Origin of the sequence: Pseudobutyrivibrio ruminis HUN009 (assembly GCF_000703005.1) — a bacterium.
GTDB classification, from domain to species: domain Bacteria; phylum Bacillota; class Clostridia; order Lachnospirales; family Lachnospiraceae; genus Pseudobutyrivibrio; species Pseudobutyrivibrio ruminis_A.
In genome coordinates this window covers 2,315,514-2,331,901 of sequence record NZ_JNLH01000001.1, presented here as the reverse complement: position 1 = coordinate 2,331,901, position 16,388 = coordinate 2,315,514, and the positions used below count along the sequence as shown (strand labels likewise).

Below are 16,388 nucleotides of genomic sequence, written 5' to 3'. Positions count from 1 at the left end.
GAAGGTGAATAGTCTTATGAGCAGTTTAAAATTGATAAATGGATCTTGTGCAGACCAAAAGGTTGATGCAGTTGTTAATGCTGCCAATAGATATTTAGCTGCCGGTGGTGGTATATGTGGTGTTATCTTTAGCAAAGCTGGAATGAGGGAACTATCAGATGCTTGTGATAAATGCAATCCACCTTTAAATGATGGTGAAGCAGCTATTACTCCAGCTTTTAATATGACTAATTGTAAATATATAATTCATGCAGTAGGTCCAAATTTTGGAGCTACTCCAAAAGCATTTAAGGAATTATTTGAAGCTTATTACAATTCGCTGGTTGTTCTTAAGGATAATGGTCTTCATAGTATTTCATTCCCTTTAATAAGTTCAGGAATATTTGGCGGTAGTTTAGCAGATGCTCCTGGAGAGTCAGCTAAACAATGCAAGAGAGCATACGAGAGTTTCACTAAGGATTATCCAGATTATGACGTGGATGTATTACTTTGTGCTTTTACAAGTAGTGAAATGAAATCAGCTGAGGCGCAAATATAGGAAATACGGTAAAATGTCTCAGTAATCATTGCTTTTATTATTGCTATAGTTGAAGTTTTATGAATTATCATGTCAGTGTGGCATAACTTTTTGATTGTTTTTCAAATCCTACGGGCAGACCTGGCCCTGGAAGGTCCTGCTAGGAATGGTACAATTGTTTTTGTTGCTAAAAAAATTGCGGATAAGATAGGTGCTGATACATTAATAGAGGATAAATGGCGGAATAATGCGAAATACAGAATTTGAAAAGAGTCGACGGTTTTACGAGAATCAAGTGGCTCCTATGATACATGAAAAGTTTCCTAAATATGAATCAAGAATAGCGGTAGGCTTAGTTGGCGAGGGATCCGATTGTTTTGGTTATGATGATTACATGTCTCGTGATCATGATTTTGGTACTGGTGTATGCCTATGGCTTACCGACGAGGACTTTGATGAAATAGGATGCCTCTTATCTATAGCATATAATGAGCTTGCTATGCAGTATGGTGGTGAAAAGCTTACAGAACGACTTCAAGAGCGAAGAGGGGTTATGACTATAAGGTCATTTTACTCAAACATTCTTTATATTGATTGCAACACTAAAGACTGTATTCTTACGGAAAATGATTGGCTTAATCTAGAACACAGTTGTCTTGCTACAGCAACAAATGGAGAGGTCTTTAGAGACGATTTGGGGGAATTTACAAGATTCAGGAATCTTCTTTTAAGCTATTATCCAGATAGCATTTGGAGAAGAAGAATAGTAAATGAGCTTCATCAGTTTTCAGCAGCTCTTCAGGTAAATTATGCTAGATGTATGACTAGAAATGATATAGTGGCAGCGGAGCTTTGTAGAGCAAAAGGCCTTGAGGCAGCTATGGAGCTATACTTTTTGCTTAATAGAAAATTTGCGCCATACTATAAATGGACTTATAGAGCATTATCTGAACTAGATAATGACGGTGAGTATGCAATGCTTGTCAAAAAGCTTGCTTCTACTGTAAGTGATGATGCAGCATGGAGATTTAATACATATAATCCTAGAAGCATCAATATGAAAGATAAGGTAATAGCTACTGCTGAAGAAATAGCAAAAGCCATAGTTGAGCTTCTTAAGAATAACGATTTGATAGAAGGTGGCGACTCTTACTTGGAAATATACATCGATGAAATATTAAAGATTTATAAAGGGGAATAAAAGTAGAGGATTAATAGTATGAAAAGATTGGTTATTATCACATTATGTATTGCTTCAATTGGTTTAATGGCATGTAAAGAGGCTGAGCGAGATGAAATAAATGAACCAATTTATTCTCCAACTGAAGAGATAGAGGTTGAGGTACAGGAGCTAGAAGAGCCAGTTCAGGATTACAGCATGTCTTCTTTGATAGTAATGGTTGAAGAAGGGACCACTGAAGAGCAAATCCAAGAGATTTGTAATGCTTATAACCTTGAGGTTATGTATAAGTACGATGTGATATCTGGATATGCATTGTCTATAAAAGATACAATTAATGACCAGCAGTTAGATTCCCTCATTGAATCAATAGAAAGCTATAACTTTGTTACTGCTGTGGAGAAAGATTCGATTATTCAGCTAGATGACATGGAGGAATAATTCAGAAAGGTAATCAATTTACAGGGGAAGAATATGGTAAATAGGAAAAGATGTACGCAAAAAGAAATAGGAATAGTAAAAGAAGTACGGGGTAAAAGCAATCATGTCACCTTAATGACTGTTGCATATTTGATTGATGGCGTAGAGTACGAAATCACAGAAAAGTTAAAATATAAAGGCGAAGCTATAAAAATAGGGCCTATTCCTATTGGACAAAGACGTTTCCCTGTAATAGGAACAAAAAAGGTGTTGGATGAAGTAGAAATTTGCTATAATCCTGAAAATCCTGCCGAGGCTTATATAGTCGGAAACGATGGAATTTGGACAGCTTAAATATGGATATGGAAGTGCACTAGTCAACTAAAAGTAAGACAAAGTGTCTACTTTTAGTTGACTAGTGCATTTAGGTTTAGCGGCAACAGCAAGACTTATTTACTTACTCGAAATAGTATAGAGTCATGATTTATTAAAGTGGAGGATAATTATGGCATTTATTGGAATTGTATTAGTAACATTATTGATGATGGCAGCATTCTTTGCAGTTGTGGGAGTTGTACTGTTTCTCATTGGCCTGGCTATCACAGCTATTATCAGCAGTGCTGTCCTTGCTAACACTGGCAAGCCTCTTAGTGAATCTAAGAGAAAGAAAACCTTAGTTATAGTACTTCTTATTGCTGCTGCGCTGGCGCTGATTCCATCAGGCTTTGTAATCTATCAGTTTGTAGCTATGTTTTTGATGTAGGTGGCTGCCTTAGGGCTTTTGGGCGAGCTGGAGTTGGAAAAAGGTTAAAGAACTTTAAGCATATGGAAGTTAAGTATTATATTGGGTTAGAATGGGGGATATCAAATAAATGCCTAATGAAAATGGTACATGGGTAATGTATGGAGTGGAATGGGATGATCCAGAATGTTTACATACAGTTGATGAAGCAATTGAATATATAAATGAAATCGGATTTCTGCCTCTATTTAAGAATGAAATTCCCGGATTTTCACTAGAAGAGCGCACAGTTCCTGAATATTGGTGGAGTGGCAATCCAACACTTGATCCATGGGAATGGAGAGAAATAATAGCACGTCGTGGTGACATTGCCTATGGTAAGTTTTTCAATAAGAAAGCTGGATTTATTTCAAAGGGATGGTTTCCATATTTTGCTAACTACAGGCGTGATGGCTATGATTTTGATGCTCTATGGGATGATGAAAAAGCTTCAAGACGCCAAAAGAAAGTTATGGATGTTTTAGAAATCTGTGATGAAATATATTCTAATGAATTGAAACAAAAAGCAGGCTTTGGCAAAGGCGGCGAAAAAGGCTTTGATGGTACAATCACTGACCTTCAGATGATGACATATCTTACAGTACGTGATTTTAGGCAACGCAAGAACAAAATAGGCGAAGCTTATGGCTGGCCTATCGCCATATATACTAAGCCTGAAAATATCTATGGGCGTGACCATGTGTCATCTTTATATAGTATGAACCCGGCAGAATCTGGAAAAGCTATAGCTGAGCATATTATGGAAGTATATCCTATAGCCACTGAAAAACAGATTAGAAAGATTTTACGGGGAGTGATAACTATATATAATACATAATCGACGAAAGGGAAAGAGTAATGCGCAAATTAAGATTAGTTTATGCTCTTTTAGCCATTCTTTCAGCATTGTATTCAATTGCTGTATATATGGTGGGAAGTGGTACATTTTCATTTATTATATGGGCCTTTGCAGCTATATTTTTCGGCTTTATGTATCTGATGGACAAGAAAAACTTATGGCCTAAAGTACCTAAAGCGATAAGACTTGCTTTCAGAATTATTGTAGCCACTGGCATCGGCATCTTCATCATATGCCAAGGGTGCATCCTCACTCAGTTTTTTTCAAAAGGAGAGAACGGAGCAGATTACATTATTGTCCTGGGGGCGCAGATGAAAGACTGGGGACCAAGTGTAGTATATAAGGCAAGGCTTGATTCTGCAGTTGATTATTTGAATAGTAATCCTGACACGAAGGTAATTGTTACTGGCGGCCAGGGCGTCAACGAATCCATTTCCGAAGGTGAAGGCGGGAAAATTTATCTTATTGAACAAGGCATATCAGAAGATAGAATAATAGTTGAAAGTGAGTCACGAGATACAGATCAAAATATCAGCAATGCAATGAATCTGGTGGAGGTATCTGATGATATGAAAATCGGAATCGTCACAAACAATTTCCATGTATTCAGAGGAGTGATGATTGCAAGGCGCTACACCGATGCTGATGTGACAGGCATTGCTGCGTTTACGGAGTACCAGTATCTTCCAAACAATATGGTGAGGGAGACCTTTGGGATTTTGAAAGATATTTTTTAGAAGATAGTATATAATCGTTATATTATTAATTTAAAGAAGGAATAGTTTATTATGAATTTATCTATTATACATCATGTGGCTATAATCGTTTCTGATTATGAAAAGTCCAAGGATTTCTATGTTAATAAGCTAGGATTTGAAATCATCAGAGAAAATTTTAGGCCTCAGAAGAACGATTGGAAGTTAGATTTGAGGATAAATGAGTCAACTGAACTGGAAATTTTTGCACCTCAAAATCCGCCTAAAAGACCATCATATCCAGAAGCTTGTGGCCTTAGGCATTTAGCGTTTGCAGTTGATGATATCGTAAATACGGTAAATGGATTGAATGCCATTGGAATCGAATGCGAGCCCATCAGGACTGATGAATTTACAAATAAAAAAATGACATTCTTTTTTGATCCAGATGGATTACCACTAGAATTACATGAATAGATTGAGAGGATAGTTTTATGTATTATGTTCCAGATGGCACAGAATTAGCAGGCTTTTATGAATGCTCTGAATGTGCAAACAGATTTTTATCAGTTCAGGTTGGTCCTAGTTTGGTTTGTCCTTACTGTGGCAAGGAGCCAGATATGGAAATCGGTCCAGATGAGCCAATGCCAGTGGTCAAGGAAACAGCAAAGCTTTTGCAGGTTGTTAGAGGCGAAGAAGAGGTTGAGCGTATGGACGCACTTCTTTCATTAGCTGTCACCGGTGGCGATTATAATTGGATGTAGAAAGAATGGAGATATAAATATTTATGGGATTTTTTTCAGAGATAGATGGAGAGCTTAAGCCATCGGATGAATATTTAACTACTCATAAGCTGGAGGGCTATGAAGACTGCGACATGGAACACGACGACTACGAAGTAGAGGATGACGAAGTGGCCATGTCACTTATGAGGAAATGCAAGGATTGCGGCAAGGCATTTACGTTGGCTGGCGCCATTAAGGAATTTGATTCCTATTTTGATGGCGAGTTTTTCTACATGGAAGAATTCGTCGGCCAGGTTTGTGGCAAATGCGCTATTGCTGATGTAGAACAGGATTTTGATTAGGCGAGGCTGAGGCCTCGCCTTTTTTTCAATCACATCATCCGAATAGATGATGGCAAGGTGGTTTCATCAGATTTCTGTAATTGCGCCATGGATTTACGCATTGATAAGGACTATAATCTAGGTAATAGATTAGAGGAGGATAATGAAAATGCAGTTTGAAACATTACAAAAAGACATGGTTGCAGCAATGAAGGCAAGAGATAAGGCAAGAAAAGATGCCATTTCTTCATTGGTTTCTGATGTAAAGAAGGCCGCTATCGACGCTGGCACTAGAGATAACATTGCAGATGATTTGGTAGATCAGGTTATTCTCAAGTCATTAAAGACAGCAAAGGAGCAGCTCGACACATGCCCAGCTGAGAGAACAGATTTAAAGGAAGAGTACCAGTTTAGATATGATGTAATCAAAGAGTATGCTCCAACAATGATGAGCGAGGATGAGATTCGCGCATTCCTTCAGGCAAACTTCGCAGAGGTGCTTGCTTCAAAGAATAAGGGCGCAATCATGAAGGAAGTAATGCCAGCTCTTAAGGGCAAGGCAGACGGAAAAGCCATCAATATGATTGTTGCTGAGCTTTGCAAATAAGTTTTTTGCTTGGAATTCTTGGGATTTGTTGGGCAAAAGTATTAAATTTGTTATTTTTTTCGTTTTAATACTTGCTGAGATTTTGTTATTATACAATCAATAAATAATGTGGAAGAAAAGATGCCTCTAAGGTATTAAATTCAGTAATTATTGAATTTTAATACTTAGGGGCATTTTGAATATATGCTTTAAAGGGCAATTATGGTATTAAAAATTAAATATAATGTATTTTAATACTTTTGATTTTCAAAAATAGATTTATATCTATGGATTAAGCAGTAAAATAGCTAAATACTTTGAACTACAATGGCGTAAGACATCATTATCTTTGAAATGATACATAACTCCTATTTAATAACTGCGATTATAAAGAAATTATTAAAATTGCAGTTCTCACCTAGAATTATTAGCAATAAAACAGTACTATTGTTATATTAATTGCGTACAATAAAAGGAGGATAATTACTTATGGAGTTTAATACAAACATTTTTGAGCAGTACGATAAAAAGTGGGCATTGCTTACTGCGGGAGATAAAGATAGATTTAATACAATGACAATTAGCTGGGGCGGCCTGGGAACTCTTTGGAATAAGCCAGTTGCTACAGTTTATGTTAGAACATCACGCTACACAAATGAGTTTATGAAAGACAACGATTATTTCACTGTTAGCTTTTATCCAGAAGAATACAAAAAGACTTTGGGTGTTCTTGGATCAAAATCTGGTCGCGATATGGACAAGGTTCATGAATCTGGTCTTACTCCTGAGGAAGTTGAAAATGGAATTACATTTGCAGAAGCAGAAGTTACTCTTGTCTGCAGAAAACTTATTTGCCAGAGACTTGAGACAGATAATATGATTCCTGAAATTGCAAAGCAGTTTTATGAGAATGAAGCTCAGCACGAGATGTATATAGGAGAGGTAGTGGGAATCTTTTAGACTAGATTATTATGAGATTCTTGAGCTTAAAAGTAACTAAATAATATTGCTTTTCTTATTGAGAAAAATGCTCAATAAGGTGAGCTAAATATCCTTGAATATGATAAGGAGTTCTGTTAATCTACTTGTAGTTAGTAAAGGCTAACCATGTGTAAATCATTGCGGAACTCCTTTTTGTATTGTTAAGCGCAGCTGCTACCTGCCTTAACAATATGGAGTTCTAAAAAACAAATTCATGTGAAAGGATGGATAGGTATGGATTACTTAGAAATTGAAAAGGTTATTGGTAGAGAAATCCTCGACTCAAGAGGAAATCCTACTGTTGAATGCGAGGTCACACTTGTTGATGGAACAGTTGGACGCGGAATGGCTCCTTCAGGTGCATCTACAGGAGAGTTTGAGGCACTTGAGCTTCGTGACGGCGATAAAGGAAGATATTTAGGCAAGGGTGTTACTAAGGCAGTTGCAAATATCAATGGACCTATTGCAGATGCAATTTGCGGTTTAGATGCTTCTGATATCTATGCAATCGACGCAGCTATGATTAAGGCAGATGGCACAAAGGATAAGTCAAACCTTGGTGCAAACGCAATCCTTGCAACATCAATTGCTTGTTGTAGAGCTGCAGCTACATCGCTTGATATTCCTCTTTACAGATTCCTTGGTGGTATTCAGGGAACTAAGCTTCCAGTTCCAATGATGAACATTTTGAATGGCGGTGCTCACGCTGATAGCGCGGTTGATACACAGGAGTTCATGATTATGCCTGTTGGAGCTCCTTCATTCAGCGAGTGCTTACGCTGGTGTGCTGAGGTATTCCATGCACTTAAGGCAATCCTTAAGGAGATGGGAGATGTTACAGCTGTAGGTGATGAGGGTGGTTTCGCTCCTAATTCACTTAAGAATGATGATGAAGCTATCGAAGTTATCTTGAAGGCTATCAAGGCTGCAGGCTTTGAACCAGGCAAGGACTTCATGATTGCTATGGATGCTGCATCTAGCGAGTGGAAGTCAGAAAAAGGCAAGGGCTTCTATCATCAGCCAAAGTCAGGTAAGGACTTTACAACAGACGAGCTTATCGATCACTGGGCAGCACTTGTAGACAAGTACCCAATTATCTCTATCGAAGATGGTCTTGATGAGGAGGATTGGGAAGGCTGGAAGAAGATGACAGCCAAGATTGGTGATAAGGTTCAGCTTGTTGGCGATGATCTTTTCGTAACAAACACAGAGCGTCTTTCAAAGGGTATCGAAAACGGATGCGGTAACTCAATCCTTATTAAGCTCAATCAGATTGGTTCAGTTTCAGAGACACTTGAGGCTATCAAGATGGCTCACAAGGCTGGCTACACAGCAATTTCATCACACCGTTCAGGTGAGACAGAAGATACAACAATTGCTGATTTAGCTGTAGCTTTGAACACATGCCAGATTAAGACTGGTGCTCCTTCTAGAACAGAGCGTGTTGCTAAATACAACCAGCTCCTTAGAATTGAAGAGCAACTCGGTGACGCAGCAGTTTACCCAGGAATCAAGGCATTCAATGTAAAATAATTCCTATTTGCATTAAAAAAGCAGGTTTTCTCACTTTCGAGTAAACCTGCTTTTTATTATGACTTCTTGCTGACAGAAAAATGAAATTGTCAGCAAGAATCCTGCTTTGCAGGACAAGAAAATAGATGAATCTATTTTCTTGGTATTTACGATTTCTGTTTTTCTGATGAAAAACAAAAATCTATGCTTTATTGGATTTCTCACAGATGTAATTCCATTCGCAGTCACCACAAATCTTGGTTCTGAGACCAGTATCAATTATCTTTGTTTTTACAGTTGAAATGAAGTCCTGGTATGTCATCTCTGTACCATTTTCTATGCCACATGTCTCTAGCACAGCATTATCGTATTTACGAACTTTATCCTGTGAAGTACAAATGCCAGATTCGTTATTAGGACAGTTCTTGCAGACTATATCAGTCTCAACCTTCAGCGTAATCAGCTGAGCTGGATCATCCTCCATCTCATAAATGATGCGCCCCATATGATCAGTGAAATCCTCGCTATATCCCTTTCCCTCATAGAATTGAAAGCACATTCCATGGTGTGGTCTAAGTATTTTGCTCATGATGCCTCCTCCCTTTAGGATTTCTAGTATAGCACAATGTTAAGGCTTTGGCAGAATTGCCTTTTTTGTTCTTTCAACCTGCAACGCCACAGCATATCAGTCTAAGGCCCAGCATCAAGGCCTTCGGCGCTTCGCCTCTTGACCCTGTTCCTTTGACTGATATGAGGTAGTCAAGCAGGTTTGAAACTGGGACTGTGGCAAAGCCACTAGTACCGGTGAAGGGTCTTGGACACGAAGAATATAGAAAAGGCTGAATCTTCGTGTCTACAAAAAAGCAGAAAGACACGAAGAATTGTGAAATCCTGAGATTTTCGTGTCTGAAAAAGATCGGAAAGACACGAAGAATTGATAAAGCCTGGAATTTTCGGGTCAAAAAAAGAGTATGTAGACACGAAAAAAAGAGTATTTAAGTAATTTACGTGTCGAAGGTAGAGATTTTCGACACGAAGAAATGGAGTATAGAGGAATCTTCGTGTCGGAGCAAGGGACCAGCGACACGCGAAAGTAGGAAAAGTGAAAATCTGCGTGTCTTCTAGAAGGGTGAAAAGCACGCGGAAAAGTGAAAATAATGAAAACGCGTGTCTAACAGAAGAGAGAAAAACACGCGGAAATAGAAAAAATGAGAATCCGCGTGTCTGGTAGAGGAAGAAAAGACACGCCAAAAGAGAGAAAATGTAAAACGTCGTGTTTGGAAAGTGGAAACTTGACACGCGGAATCGAAGTTATGAAGTGGTAACGTAAAAGTAGACACTACACGCATTATGTAGACATCTGTATTTTATAAAGGTAACATCTATTTATAAAAGTATTCTTGTTTACATAATCAAAGACAGTGAGGTGCTATATGCGATACTCTAAAGAACAAAAATTAGACATAGGACGCCAGATTTATAACCATGAATTAACCAGAGCGGAGGCAATGGAAAAATATGGTTGTAAAGGAACTTTTCTGGATACAAGCATCAGAGCTTATAAAGAATCCATTGGGGTTCCTACATCTACAACAATCAATGGAAAAAAATCTAAATGCAGCAATATAACTGAGCTTTCTTCCAAAGAGGCTGATATTGATGCATATATGGCAATGTCTAAAGAAGAACTTATTGATGAACTTATCAAAGCCAAAGCAAATGAACTGCGAGCAAAAAAAGGATACGAAGTGAAAGGAGTTGGTGTAGACAAGGAGTTCATTTCTTTAAACAACAAGAATACGAAATAATTTTTGAACTGTCTGGCAAGTTCCCTGTAAAACATTTATGTAAGGTACTTGATGTTAACCGTAGTGGCTTTTACAAGTGGAAAAAGCGCCTTGAGCATCCTTCTGACAAAATGAAATCATTTGTCAGTGACATGCTTGTGTTCAAAGAATATCATGCTAAGTATCCATCTCACGGATACCGTTGGCTTAATGCAAAAATAAGACTTGATACAGGTCTCATTATGTCTGATCAACGCGCTCACAGGATATGTAAAGCGGCTGGGATAACAAGTATTGCAAAGCATTATAGATACAAAAAGCCAGGAGATCCATACAAAGTATTTCCAAATCTTTTATTAAGTGGCATGAATATCAATGGTCCAATGGAATGTGTTGTAAGCGATATGACCGCATTCTGTCTTGGTGGAGTTTACTATGAGCTAACACTTTATATGGATTTATGGAACAATGAGATTCTTACTTATTCATTGTCATCAAAGCGTGGAGATAGACGAACGTATATCAGCGGCCTTAATGAGCTTATAAATATCAAATCTCAATACCCTGACCTTCAGATGATTCTGCATACCGACCAAGGGTCCGTTTATGCATCTAAAAACTTTAATGAAATACTGCCACTTTATAACATAATTCACTCTATGTCCCGTGCGGGAACTCCTACTGATAATGCTGCTATGGAAGCGATTAATGGTTGGATTAAGGCAGAGATATTTAGTGATCTACATATAACAAGCAATGCCACTATTGAAAAAGACATTGCCAGCTACATAGTGTTCTTCAATGAAGAACGCCCTGCCTACTCTCTGAGTTATCTGACTCCAAAACAGTATCGAGAGTATTACAGTGGAGAAACTATGTGTAAAAACACGTAAACCTGTCTACTTTTGCTTGACTAGTGCAGTTAAAGCTAATTCGCGTGTCTGAGGCCTACAAAAGTGACACGCGAAAATACTGAAAGAACAAATCCGCGTGTCTCAGCTCGGTTAAGTAGAACAGTGGCTTCGCCACAATTCCAGTTTCAAGCCTGCTTGACTAACATGTATCTGCCAAAAGTTATGAAGTCAAGGGAGCGAAGCTCCAAAGGCTTGCCCTTGACTGAAATAACTTGGCAGATATGATGTGTCTAGCAGGTTGAAACAAAAGATGTTCATTTATAAAGTAATGAATTAGAATATCTTTTATAATTGGTTCAATATATTACGGAACAACAGGAGCAACAAATGAACAAAAGCCAAGCGCGTAAAATCCTGGGGCTGGATGGCAGCGAGGATAAGCGCGAAATAAAAAAGAAATATAGAAAGCTGATGCATGAGCATCATCCGGATAATAGCGATTCTGATGATAGTAAGCTGGCGGCGAAAATAAACACAGCCTATGAGCTGATTATGAAGGATTATGCCGACAGCGCAACCAATTCTGGAAAACAAAGCAACAAATCGAATCGCAGCGCCACGAAAAGAACATCTCGCCCACAGCACAGGCCTTGGTCCGCAAAGGAAAACAAGAATGCCTTCTGTGCTAGGCCCATACTACATGAGGTGGAGGATTTCGAAGGGAATAACTTAGGCACTATCGAGATTGCCAGAGGCAAATACATATGGACAAAGGACGAAGAGTTTTCCATGTTTTTGAAAAGCCTTTATGAAACAAGCAAGGAGCTACTTGATAATGCCAGACCATCCTTGTTCTTTGAATTGCCAGAGATAATAAAACAAAAATACCTGGCGGATCTCGCTTACTTGCTGACAGGCCAGTTTATAGATAGCACGTTGACTTTGAATGAACTGGCACTTGTGGATGCAGATTCATATAAAGTAAATGCCATGATAGAGCTGGAATCTGGAGTCACCACGCCAAAGGTAGGCAGCGTGCTTTATCCTGCAGGGGTTTCAAACCACAGATTGTATCTAAGAAATAAAGCAGGAGAGATAGTTGGATATCTTAGCTTCAAAGATGACAGGCTTTACTATGTAGTTATCCCGCTTTTTGAGCAGAAGAAAGCACAGGTGAAAATGATTGTGGCAGACAGTGTTCAGAGGAATCGACGAGGAAATAAGTATGCTGATATAGACCTTTGGATTAGAGTGTTGCCAACAGAAACATCTGAAATTGAAAGCACAAACAATCAGATTAGAGATTTGCTAGAAAAGTATGCTCACGAAGGTTTCTAACATATCGTAAATGCATTAGCCCATATACGCAAACTATCAGAAAAACAAAAATCTATGAAATAATAGTGAACTTTTACTTATACCCCTAGCATGAGATTTTTGTTGTGCTATTATGTTATAAATGATGTACACAATGCTAAATAAATGAGGAGAAATAATATGAAAAATAAGGTATTTACTATACTGACTTGTTCGATGTTATTACTTTCAGCTTGTGGAGCAAACAATACTGATAATAGTGTTGATACTGAAACTGCAGGGGAGGTGGAATCAGCAGAGACACAAACAACAGAGGATGATGCCGCAGTGGCTGAAACAGGAGAGGTTCTTTCAAGTTCACTGTTTTCAATTACAATGCCTGCTGAGCTTGAAGGCGTATATGAGTCAGAAGTTGAAGATCAGCAGATTACTCTTTACCACAAAGAATCAAAAGATGCTGGCTTTAATGGTATGGCATATACGATATGGGCTAGAGAGATGCCACCAGAGTTCTACGGTGGTCCCTACATGAAAAAGGGTGAACTTACTGATGCAGATGGAAAGCAATACGAGGTTGTATTAGGATATGCAACTGAAGTTCAGTGGGACTTTGAAAAGTACACTGAGATGCCAGAGGACTTCGAAAAGCTATACAATACAGCAGAGGATGTTGTTGCTAACATGACAGGCGTCAATGGTGCAACTTTTGAATACTTAGCCGGCACAAAGGGTGAAGATCTTTATGGCGATGTAGTTGCAAAATACCAGACAGCTCTTGATGAGGGATGGGATGCATCGAAATTCGAAGATAACAATATGAGCCCAGAATTCTATAGCATTTCGCTGACTGATGGTGCATCAGGTATCGGAATTGCTTACTATGATACTGATAAAGATGGTGTGGACGAATTGTTCGTTGGAACACTTGTTGATGACGAGCTTAGAGGTTCAATCTACGATATCTACACAATGGTGGATGGAGCACCTGCTCATGTGGCTACTGGAACAGCCCGCAATCGATTCTATGTTTACAGTGAAGGTATGATTGTGAATGAGTATTCAAGCGGTGCACTTGAAAATGGAAAGCTTGTATATTGCATGGAGCCAAACTCTTCTGAACTGATGTATCAATGGGGAACCAAAATCGATGCTTATACAAATGAAGATCAGCCTTGGTTTATAAGTTATACAGAAGATGAATGGGAAAATGTTACCGAGGATGAATTCAATGATAGAGAAGCTGCATCAGAGGATTACACAGACCTTGAGTTTAAGGCTTTATCAGATTTATAAATGATAAAAATTAAGGGTACGTACTTTAATGTACGTACCCTTTTTGTTTTAGTTAAGAATCTTAATTCCACCAAGAATAGGAACTGGTTTTTCTTCGTCATTGCAAGCACCAACTAATGCCATAATCCAAAGAACAACCATAACAATCCACCAAACCCATCCAAGTACTGGAATAGCACATGCGAAGAAGAAGAGGTTGATTACAAGAGCTTGATTGATGTGGAACTTAGCTCCCTCACGATCACCTACAAGAACTGCGATTAAGAATCCAATCCATGTAAGATATGCAACAATACCTGTTGTGTGTGCGCTCATGCTAGCTGATGAGCTTGTTGTGATAGGTGTTGCATTAAGCAAATCAGCTTTTTTCTGCTGGAATTCTTCCTCTGTGATAACTCCCTGGTCAAGCAAATCCTTATACTTTTGGATTTCTTCTGCTGCTGAAAAATTACTCATATCTTTCCTCCCTAATTTAAAATATCTGTCAATTATTGTATCACTCTTTGTATGTTGCGTCAGTAATAATTTAAAATTTTTATCAATCTAAAAATATTCCTTTTTCAACTACTTAAACGTTTACGAAAATCTCACCATTTATTAGAATATAACTAGTTTAATAACATATTAAGGAGAAGGATATTATGAGAAAATTTGATGGTTACATCCATGGAATTAACTTGGGAGGTTGGCTGTCTCAGTGCGTTCACACAAAGGAGCACTATGATTCATTTATTCACGAATCAGATATCGAAACAATCAAGAAATGGGGCATGGACCATTTCAGAGTTCCTGTGGATTACGAGCTTGTAGAACGTGGCGCAGGAGACTATAAGGAAGAGGGCTTCCAGTACATCCAAAATGCAATCGACTGGGCTGGCAAAAATGGCCTGAATATGGTTCTTGATTTGCACAAAACAGCAGGCTTCAGCTTTGATGCAGGTGAGGCAGAGACAGGCTTCTTTGAAAACGAGGATTATCAGGAGCGTTTCTATCTTCTTTGGGAAGAGTTTGCAAAGAGATTTGGCAAATATTCTGACCGCCTCAGCTTTGAGCTTCTTAACGAAGTTACTGAAAAAGAATACTGTGATACATGGAATAGAATTTCACGTACATGTGTAGAGCGTATCAGAAAGTATGCTCCAGACATCAAGATTCTCATCGGCGGATATTACAACAACGCAATCGAATCCCTTAAGGACATTGCGCCACCTTATGATGAAAACATTGTATACAATTTCCATTGCTATGAGCCACTGATATTCACACATCAGGGAGCACATTGGATTCCAACAATGGACAATGATTTCAGAATGCCATTTGATGTTACATACAAGGAGTACAAGCAGAATACTCGAAACAATCTTGAAGGCTTCACTATTAACTTTGATTCTTACAACGAGAATGATAAAATTGGAATAGAGTTCTTTAGAGACTTAGTGAAGGAAGCCGTTCGTGTGGCAGATGAAAGAAACGTGGCTCTTTATTGTGGAGAGTTTGGCGTAATCAATCTTGCATCTCCAGAGGATAGTAAGAAATGGTACGAAATGATTTGCAAGTGCTTCGATGAGTATGGCATCGGCCGTGCAGCATGGAGTTTCAGACAGATGGATTTTGGTATCGAAGATGAACACATGGCTTCCGTTAGAGACGATATTTTGAAAATGATTTAATAGGAGGCTCAATGAAAACAGCACTTATTACAGGAGCAACATCGGGAATCGGCCTTGAGTTTGCAAAGCGACTTGCAGACAGGGGCTACAGATTGATTGTCACAGGACGAAGAGTAGAGCGACTTAATGAACTAGCAGAGCAGGTAAATGTTCCTGTGGAAATAATCTCTGGCGACCTTAGCAAGAAAAAGGAATGCTTCGCCCTTCTTGATAAGCTTAAGGAGGAGCGTATTGATGTATTTATCAATAATGCAGGCTTTGGCGTGGCAGGCTCATTCCTTGAAACAGATATTGATAGAGAAGTTTCTATGATAAAGGTCAATGATGTTGCAATGCACATTCTTTTTAAGGGAATTCTTCAAAAGATGGATGCAGATGGTGCTGGTCAGATTTTAAATGTAGCTTCATCAGCGGGGCTCCTTCCAGGAGGTCCATACATGGCTGGCTACTACGCAAGCAAGGCATATGTCACAAGTCTTACTCGCGCTGTTGCAGTAGAGCTCAAGGAAAAAGGCTCAAAGGTAAAGGTTTCGGCTCTTTGCCCAGGGCCAGTAGATACTGAGTTCAATGACAGAGCAGATGTAGTTTTTGCATTGAAGGGAATCAGCCCTGAAAAATGTGTGGCTGAAGCACTTAAGGGAATGGATAGAGGTAAAACAATTATCGTGCCAGGCTTTGGCATGAGACTTGCCATGGCTTTCCAGCATTTGCTTCCAATTCCAATCCTTGTTAAGCTTACAGGCCATCAGCAGAAAAAGAAACTTGGCTAAAGGGTTGCATTTTTTCAAGTATGGGTTTATCATACAGAGGCTTTAAAAATTAAATAGGACAGTTCGTTTGTACCATCCTGTCCCTAAACAAAACCAGGAC

Annotated in this window: 21 protein-coding genes; 19 read left to right on the top strand and 2 right to left on the bottom strand. The window is 38.7% G+C overall.

Going from position 1 to position 16,388, the window contains the following annotated elements:
• Positions 1-16: 16 nt before the first annotated feature.
• From BO15_RS0110605 to eno, 13 genes are all read left to right on the top strand, one after another.
• Positions 17-538 carry a macro domain-containing protein gene (locus tag BO15_RS0110605; RefSeq protein ID WP_052169891.1) on the top strand — a complete coding sequence of 174 codons (522 nt, stop codon included), beginning with the start codon at positions 17-19 and terminating at the stop codon, positions 536-538.
• Positions 539-764: 226 nt separating this feature from the next.
• Complete coding sequence (locus BO15_RS0110600) at positions 765-1,718, top strand: DUF4037 domain-containing protein (RefSeq protein ID WP_081828642.1); 954 nt, start codon at positions 765-767, stop codon at positions 1,716-1,718.
• An 18-nt stretch (positions 1,719-1,736) separates the two neighbouring features.
• Positions 1,737-2,138, top strand: a complete 402-nt coding sequence (locus BO15_RS0110595) for a hypothetical protein (protein ID WP_033154293.1) — start codon at positions 1,737-1,739, stop codon at positions 2,136-2,138.
• A gap of 33 nt (positions 2,139-2,171) precedes the next feature.
• Positions 2,172-2,471, top strand: a complete 300-nt coding sequence (locus BO15_RS0110590; RefSeq protein ID WP_052169890.1) for a hypothetical protein — start codon at positions 2,172-2,174, stop codon at positions 2,469-2,471.
• A gap of 151 nt (positions 2,472-2,622) precedes the next feature.
• Positions 2,623-2,880 carry a hypothetical protein gene (locus BO15_RS0110585; protein ID WP_033154292.1) on the top strand — a complete coding sequence of 86 codons (258 nt, stop codon included), beginning with the start codon at positions 2,623-2,625 and terminating at the stop codon, positions 2,878-2,880.
• Positions 2,881-2,989: 109 nt separating this feature from the next.
• A complete protein-coding gene (locus BO15_RS0110580; protein ID WP_033154291.1) occupies positions 2,990-3,736 on the top strand; it encodes a hypothetical protein in 747 nt (248 codons plus the stop codon).
• Between the two features lie 20 nt (positions 3,737-3,756).
• Positions 3,757-4,494, top strand: a complete 738-nt coding sequence (locus tag BO15_RS0110575; RefSeq protein WP_033154290.1) for a YdcF family protein — start codon at positions 3,757-3,759, stop codon at positions 4,492-4,494.
• A 51-nt stretch (positions 4,495-4,545) separates the two neighbouring features.
• Positions 4,546-4,929, top strand: coding sequence for a VOC family protein (locus tag BO15_RS0110570; protein WP_033154289.1), 384 nt, complete (start codon positions 4,546-4,548; stop codon positions 4,927-4,929).
• 17 nt (positions 4,930-4,946) lie between these two features.
• Complete coding sequence (locus BO15_RS0110565; protein WP_033154288.1) at positions 4,947-5,216, top strand: hypothetical protein; 270 nt, start codon at positions 4,947-4,949, stop codon at positions 5,214-5,216.
• 23 nt (positions 5,217-5,239) lie between these two features.
• Positions 5,240-5,539 (top strand): hypothetical protein, encoded by a 300-nt coding sequence (locus tag BO15_RS0110560; RefSeq protein ID WP_033154287.1) that lies wholly within the window; start codon positions 5,240-5,242, stop codon positions 5,537-5,539.
• Between the two features lie 148 nt (positions 5,540-5,687).
• Positions 5,688-6,125, top strand: a complete 438-nt coding sequence (locus BO15_RS0110555) for a GatB/YqeY domain-containing protein (protein WP_033154286.1) — start codon at positions 5,688-5,690, stop codon at positions 6,123-6,125.
• A 468-nt stretch (positions 6,126-6,593) separates the two neighbouring features.
• Positions 6,594-7,064, top strand: a complete 471-nt coding sequence (locus BO15_RS0110550) for a flavin reductase family protein (protein ID WP_033154285.1) — start codon at positions 6,594-6,596, stop codon at positions 7,062-7,064.
• Positions 7,065-7,319: 255 nt separating this feature from the next.
• Positions 7,320-8,618: a phosphopyruvate hydratase gene (eno, locus tag BO15_RS0110545; protein ID WP_033154284.1), complete on the top strand. Its 1,299-nt coding sequence runs from the start codon at positions 7,320-7,322 to the stop codon at positions 8,616-8,618.
• A gap of 181 nt (positions 8,619-8,799) precedes the next feature.
• Here eno and BO15_RS0110540 read toward each other — a convergent pair whose 3' ends face one another.
• Positions 8,800-9,186, bottom strand: coding sequence for a DUF1284 domain-containing protein (locus tag BO15_RS0110540; protein WP_033154283.1), 387 nt, complete (start codon positions 9,184-9,186; stop codon positions 8,800-8,802).
• Between the two features lie 844 nt (positions 9,187-10,030).
• Here BO15_RS0110540 and BO15_RS0110535 point away from each other — a divergent pair.
• The 4 genes from BO15_RS0110535 to BO15_RS0110520 all read left to right on the top strand — a co-directional run bounded on the left by BO15_RS0110535 (position 10,031) and on the right by BO15_RS0110520 (position 13,848).
• Complete coding sequence (locus BO15_RS0110535) at positions 10,031-10,405, top strand: hypothetical protein (RefSeq protein WP_033152125.1); 375 nt, start codon at positions 10,031-10,033, stop codon at positions 10,403-10,405.
• The gene (locus tag BO15_RS0110530) at positions 10,339-11,277 is read left to right on the top strand and encodes an IS3 family transposase (RefSeq protein ID WP_330372040.1); all 939 of its coding nucleotides are present in this window, start codon (positions 10,339-10,341) and stop codon (positions 11,275-11,277) included. Before BO15_RS0110535 ends, BO15_RS0110530 begins: the two co-directional genes overlap by 67 nt.
• 348 nt (positions 11,278-11,625) lie before the next feature.
• Positions 11,626-12,576: a DnaJ domain-containing protein gene (locus tag BO15_RS0110525; protein ID WP_033154282.1), complete on the top strand. Its 951-nt coding sequence runs from the start codon at positions 11,626-11,628 to the stop codon at positions 12,574-12,576.
• 159 nt (positions 12,577-12,735) lie between these two features.
• Complete coding sequence (locus tag BO15_RS0110520; protein WP_033154281.1) at positions 12,736-13,848, top strand: hypothetical protein; 1,113 nt, start codon at positions 12,736-12,738, stop codon at positions 13,846-13,848.
• A gap of 48 nt (positions 13,849-13,896) precedes the next feature.
• Here BO15_RS0110520 and BO15_RS0110515 read toward each other — a convergent pair whose 3' ends face one another.
• Complete coding sequence (locus BO15_RS0110515) at positions 13,897-14,304, bottom strand: SHOCT domain-containing protein (protein ID WP_081828640.1); 408 nt, start codon at positions 14,302-14,304, stop codon at positions 13,897-13,899.
• Between the two features lie 185 nt (positions 14,305-14,489).
• On the opposite strand from BO15_RS0110515, the gene BO15_RS0110510 reads away from it, so the two are divergent.
• Positions 14,490-15,518, top strand: a complete 1,029-nt coding sequence (locus tag BO15_RS0110510) for a glycoside hydrolase family 5 protein (protein ID WP_033154280.1) — start codon at positions 14,490-14,492, stop codon at positions 15,516-15,518.
• Between the two features lie 11 nt (positions 15,519-15,529).
• Complete coding sequence (locus BO15_RS0110505; RefSeq protein ID WP_033154279.1) at positions 15,530-16,288, top strand: SDR family NAD(P)-dependent oxidoreductase; 759 nt, start codon at positions 15,530-15,532, stop codon at positions 16,286-16,288.
• The last annotated feature ends 100 nt before the right edge of the window (positions 16,289-16,388 follow it).

Excerpts from the sequence above, each read along its gene's own strand:
- BO15_RS0110550 (WP_033154285.1), top strand. The coding sequence starts at position 6,594 with ATGGAGTTTAATACAAACATTTTTGAGCAGTACGATAAAAAGTGGGCA.
- BO15_RS0110540 (WP_033154283.1), bottom strand. The coding sequence starts at position 9,186 with ATGAGCAAAATACTTAGACCACACCATGGAATGTGCTTTCAATTCTAT.
- eno (WP_033154284.1), top strand. The coding sequence starts at position 7,320 with ATGGATTACTTAGAAATTGAAAAGGTTATTGGTAGAGAAATCCTCGAC.
- BO15_RS0110515 (WP_081828640.1), bottom strand. The coding sequence starts at position 14,304 with ATGAGTAATTTTTCAGCAGCAGAAGAAATCCAAAAGTATAAGGATTTG.
- BO15_RS0110600 (WP_081828642.1), top strand. The coding sequence starts at position 765 with ATGCGAAATACAGAATTTGAAAAGAGTCGACGGTTTTACGAGAATCAA.
- BO15_RS0110595 (WP_033154293.1), top strand. The coding sequence starts at position 1,737 with ATGAAAAGATTGGTTATTATCACATTATGTATTGCTTCAATTGGTTTA.
- BO15_RS0110560 (WP_033154287.1), top strand. The coding sequence starts at position 5,240 with ATGGGATTTTTTTCAGAGATAGATGGAGAGCTTAAGCCATCGGATGAA.
- BO15_RS0110605 (WP_052169891.1), top strand. The coding sequence starts at position 17 with ATGAGCAGTTTAAAATTGATAAATGGATCTTGTGCAGACCAAAAGGTT.
- BO15_RS0110535 (WP_033152125.1), top strand. The coding sequence starts at position 10,031 with ATGCGATACTCTAAAGAACAAAAATTAGACATAGGACGCCAGATTTAT.
- BO15_RS0110525 (WP_033154282.1), top strand. The coding sequence starts at position 11,626 with ATGAACAAAAGCCAAGCGCGTAAAATCCTGGGGCTGGATGGCAGCGAG.
- BO15_RS0110505 (WP_033154279.1), top strand. The coding sequence starts at position 15,530 with ATGAAAACAGCACTTATTACAGGAGCAACATCGGGAATCGGCCTTGAG.
- BO15_RS0110570 (WP_033154289.1), top strand. The coding sequence starts at position 4,546 with ATGAATTTATCTATTATACATCATGTGGCTATAATCGTTTCTGATTAT.
- BO15_RS0110575 (WP_033154290.1), top strand. The coding sequence starts at position 3,757 with ATGCGCAAATTAAGATTAGTTTATGCTCTTTTAGCCATTCTTTCAGCA.
- BO15_RS0110565 (WP_033154288.1), top strand. The coding sequence starts at position 4,947 with ATGTATTATGTTCCAGATGGCACAGAATTAGCAGGCTTTTATGAATGC.
- BO15_RS0110590 (WP_052169890.1), top strand. The coding sequence starts at position 2,172 with ATGGTAAATAGGAAAAGATGTACGCAAAAAGAAATAGGAATAGTAAAA.
- BO15_RS0110585 (WP_033154292.1), top strand. The coding sequence starts at position 2,623 with ATGGCATTTATTGGAATTGTATTAGTAACATTATTGATGATGGCAGCA.
- BO15_RS0110580 (WP_033154291.1), top strand. The coding sequence starts at position 2,990 with ATGCCTAATGAAAATGGTACATGGGTAATGTATGGAGTGGAATGGGAT.
- BO15_RS0110510 (WP_033154280.1), top strand. The coding sequence starts at position 14,490 with ATGAGAAAATTTGATGGTTACATCCATGGAATTAACTTGGGAGGTTGG.
- BO15_RS0110555 (WP_033154286.1), top strand. The coding sequence starts at position 5,688 with ATGCAGTTTGAAACATTACAAAAAGACATGGTTGCAGCAATGAAGGCA.
- BO15_RS0110520 (WP_033154281.1), top strand. The coding sequence starts at position 12,736 with ATGAAAAATAAGGTATTTACTATACTGACTTGTTCGATGTTATTACTT.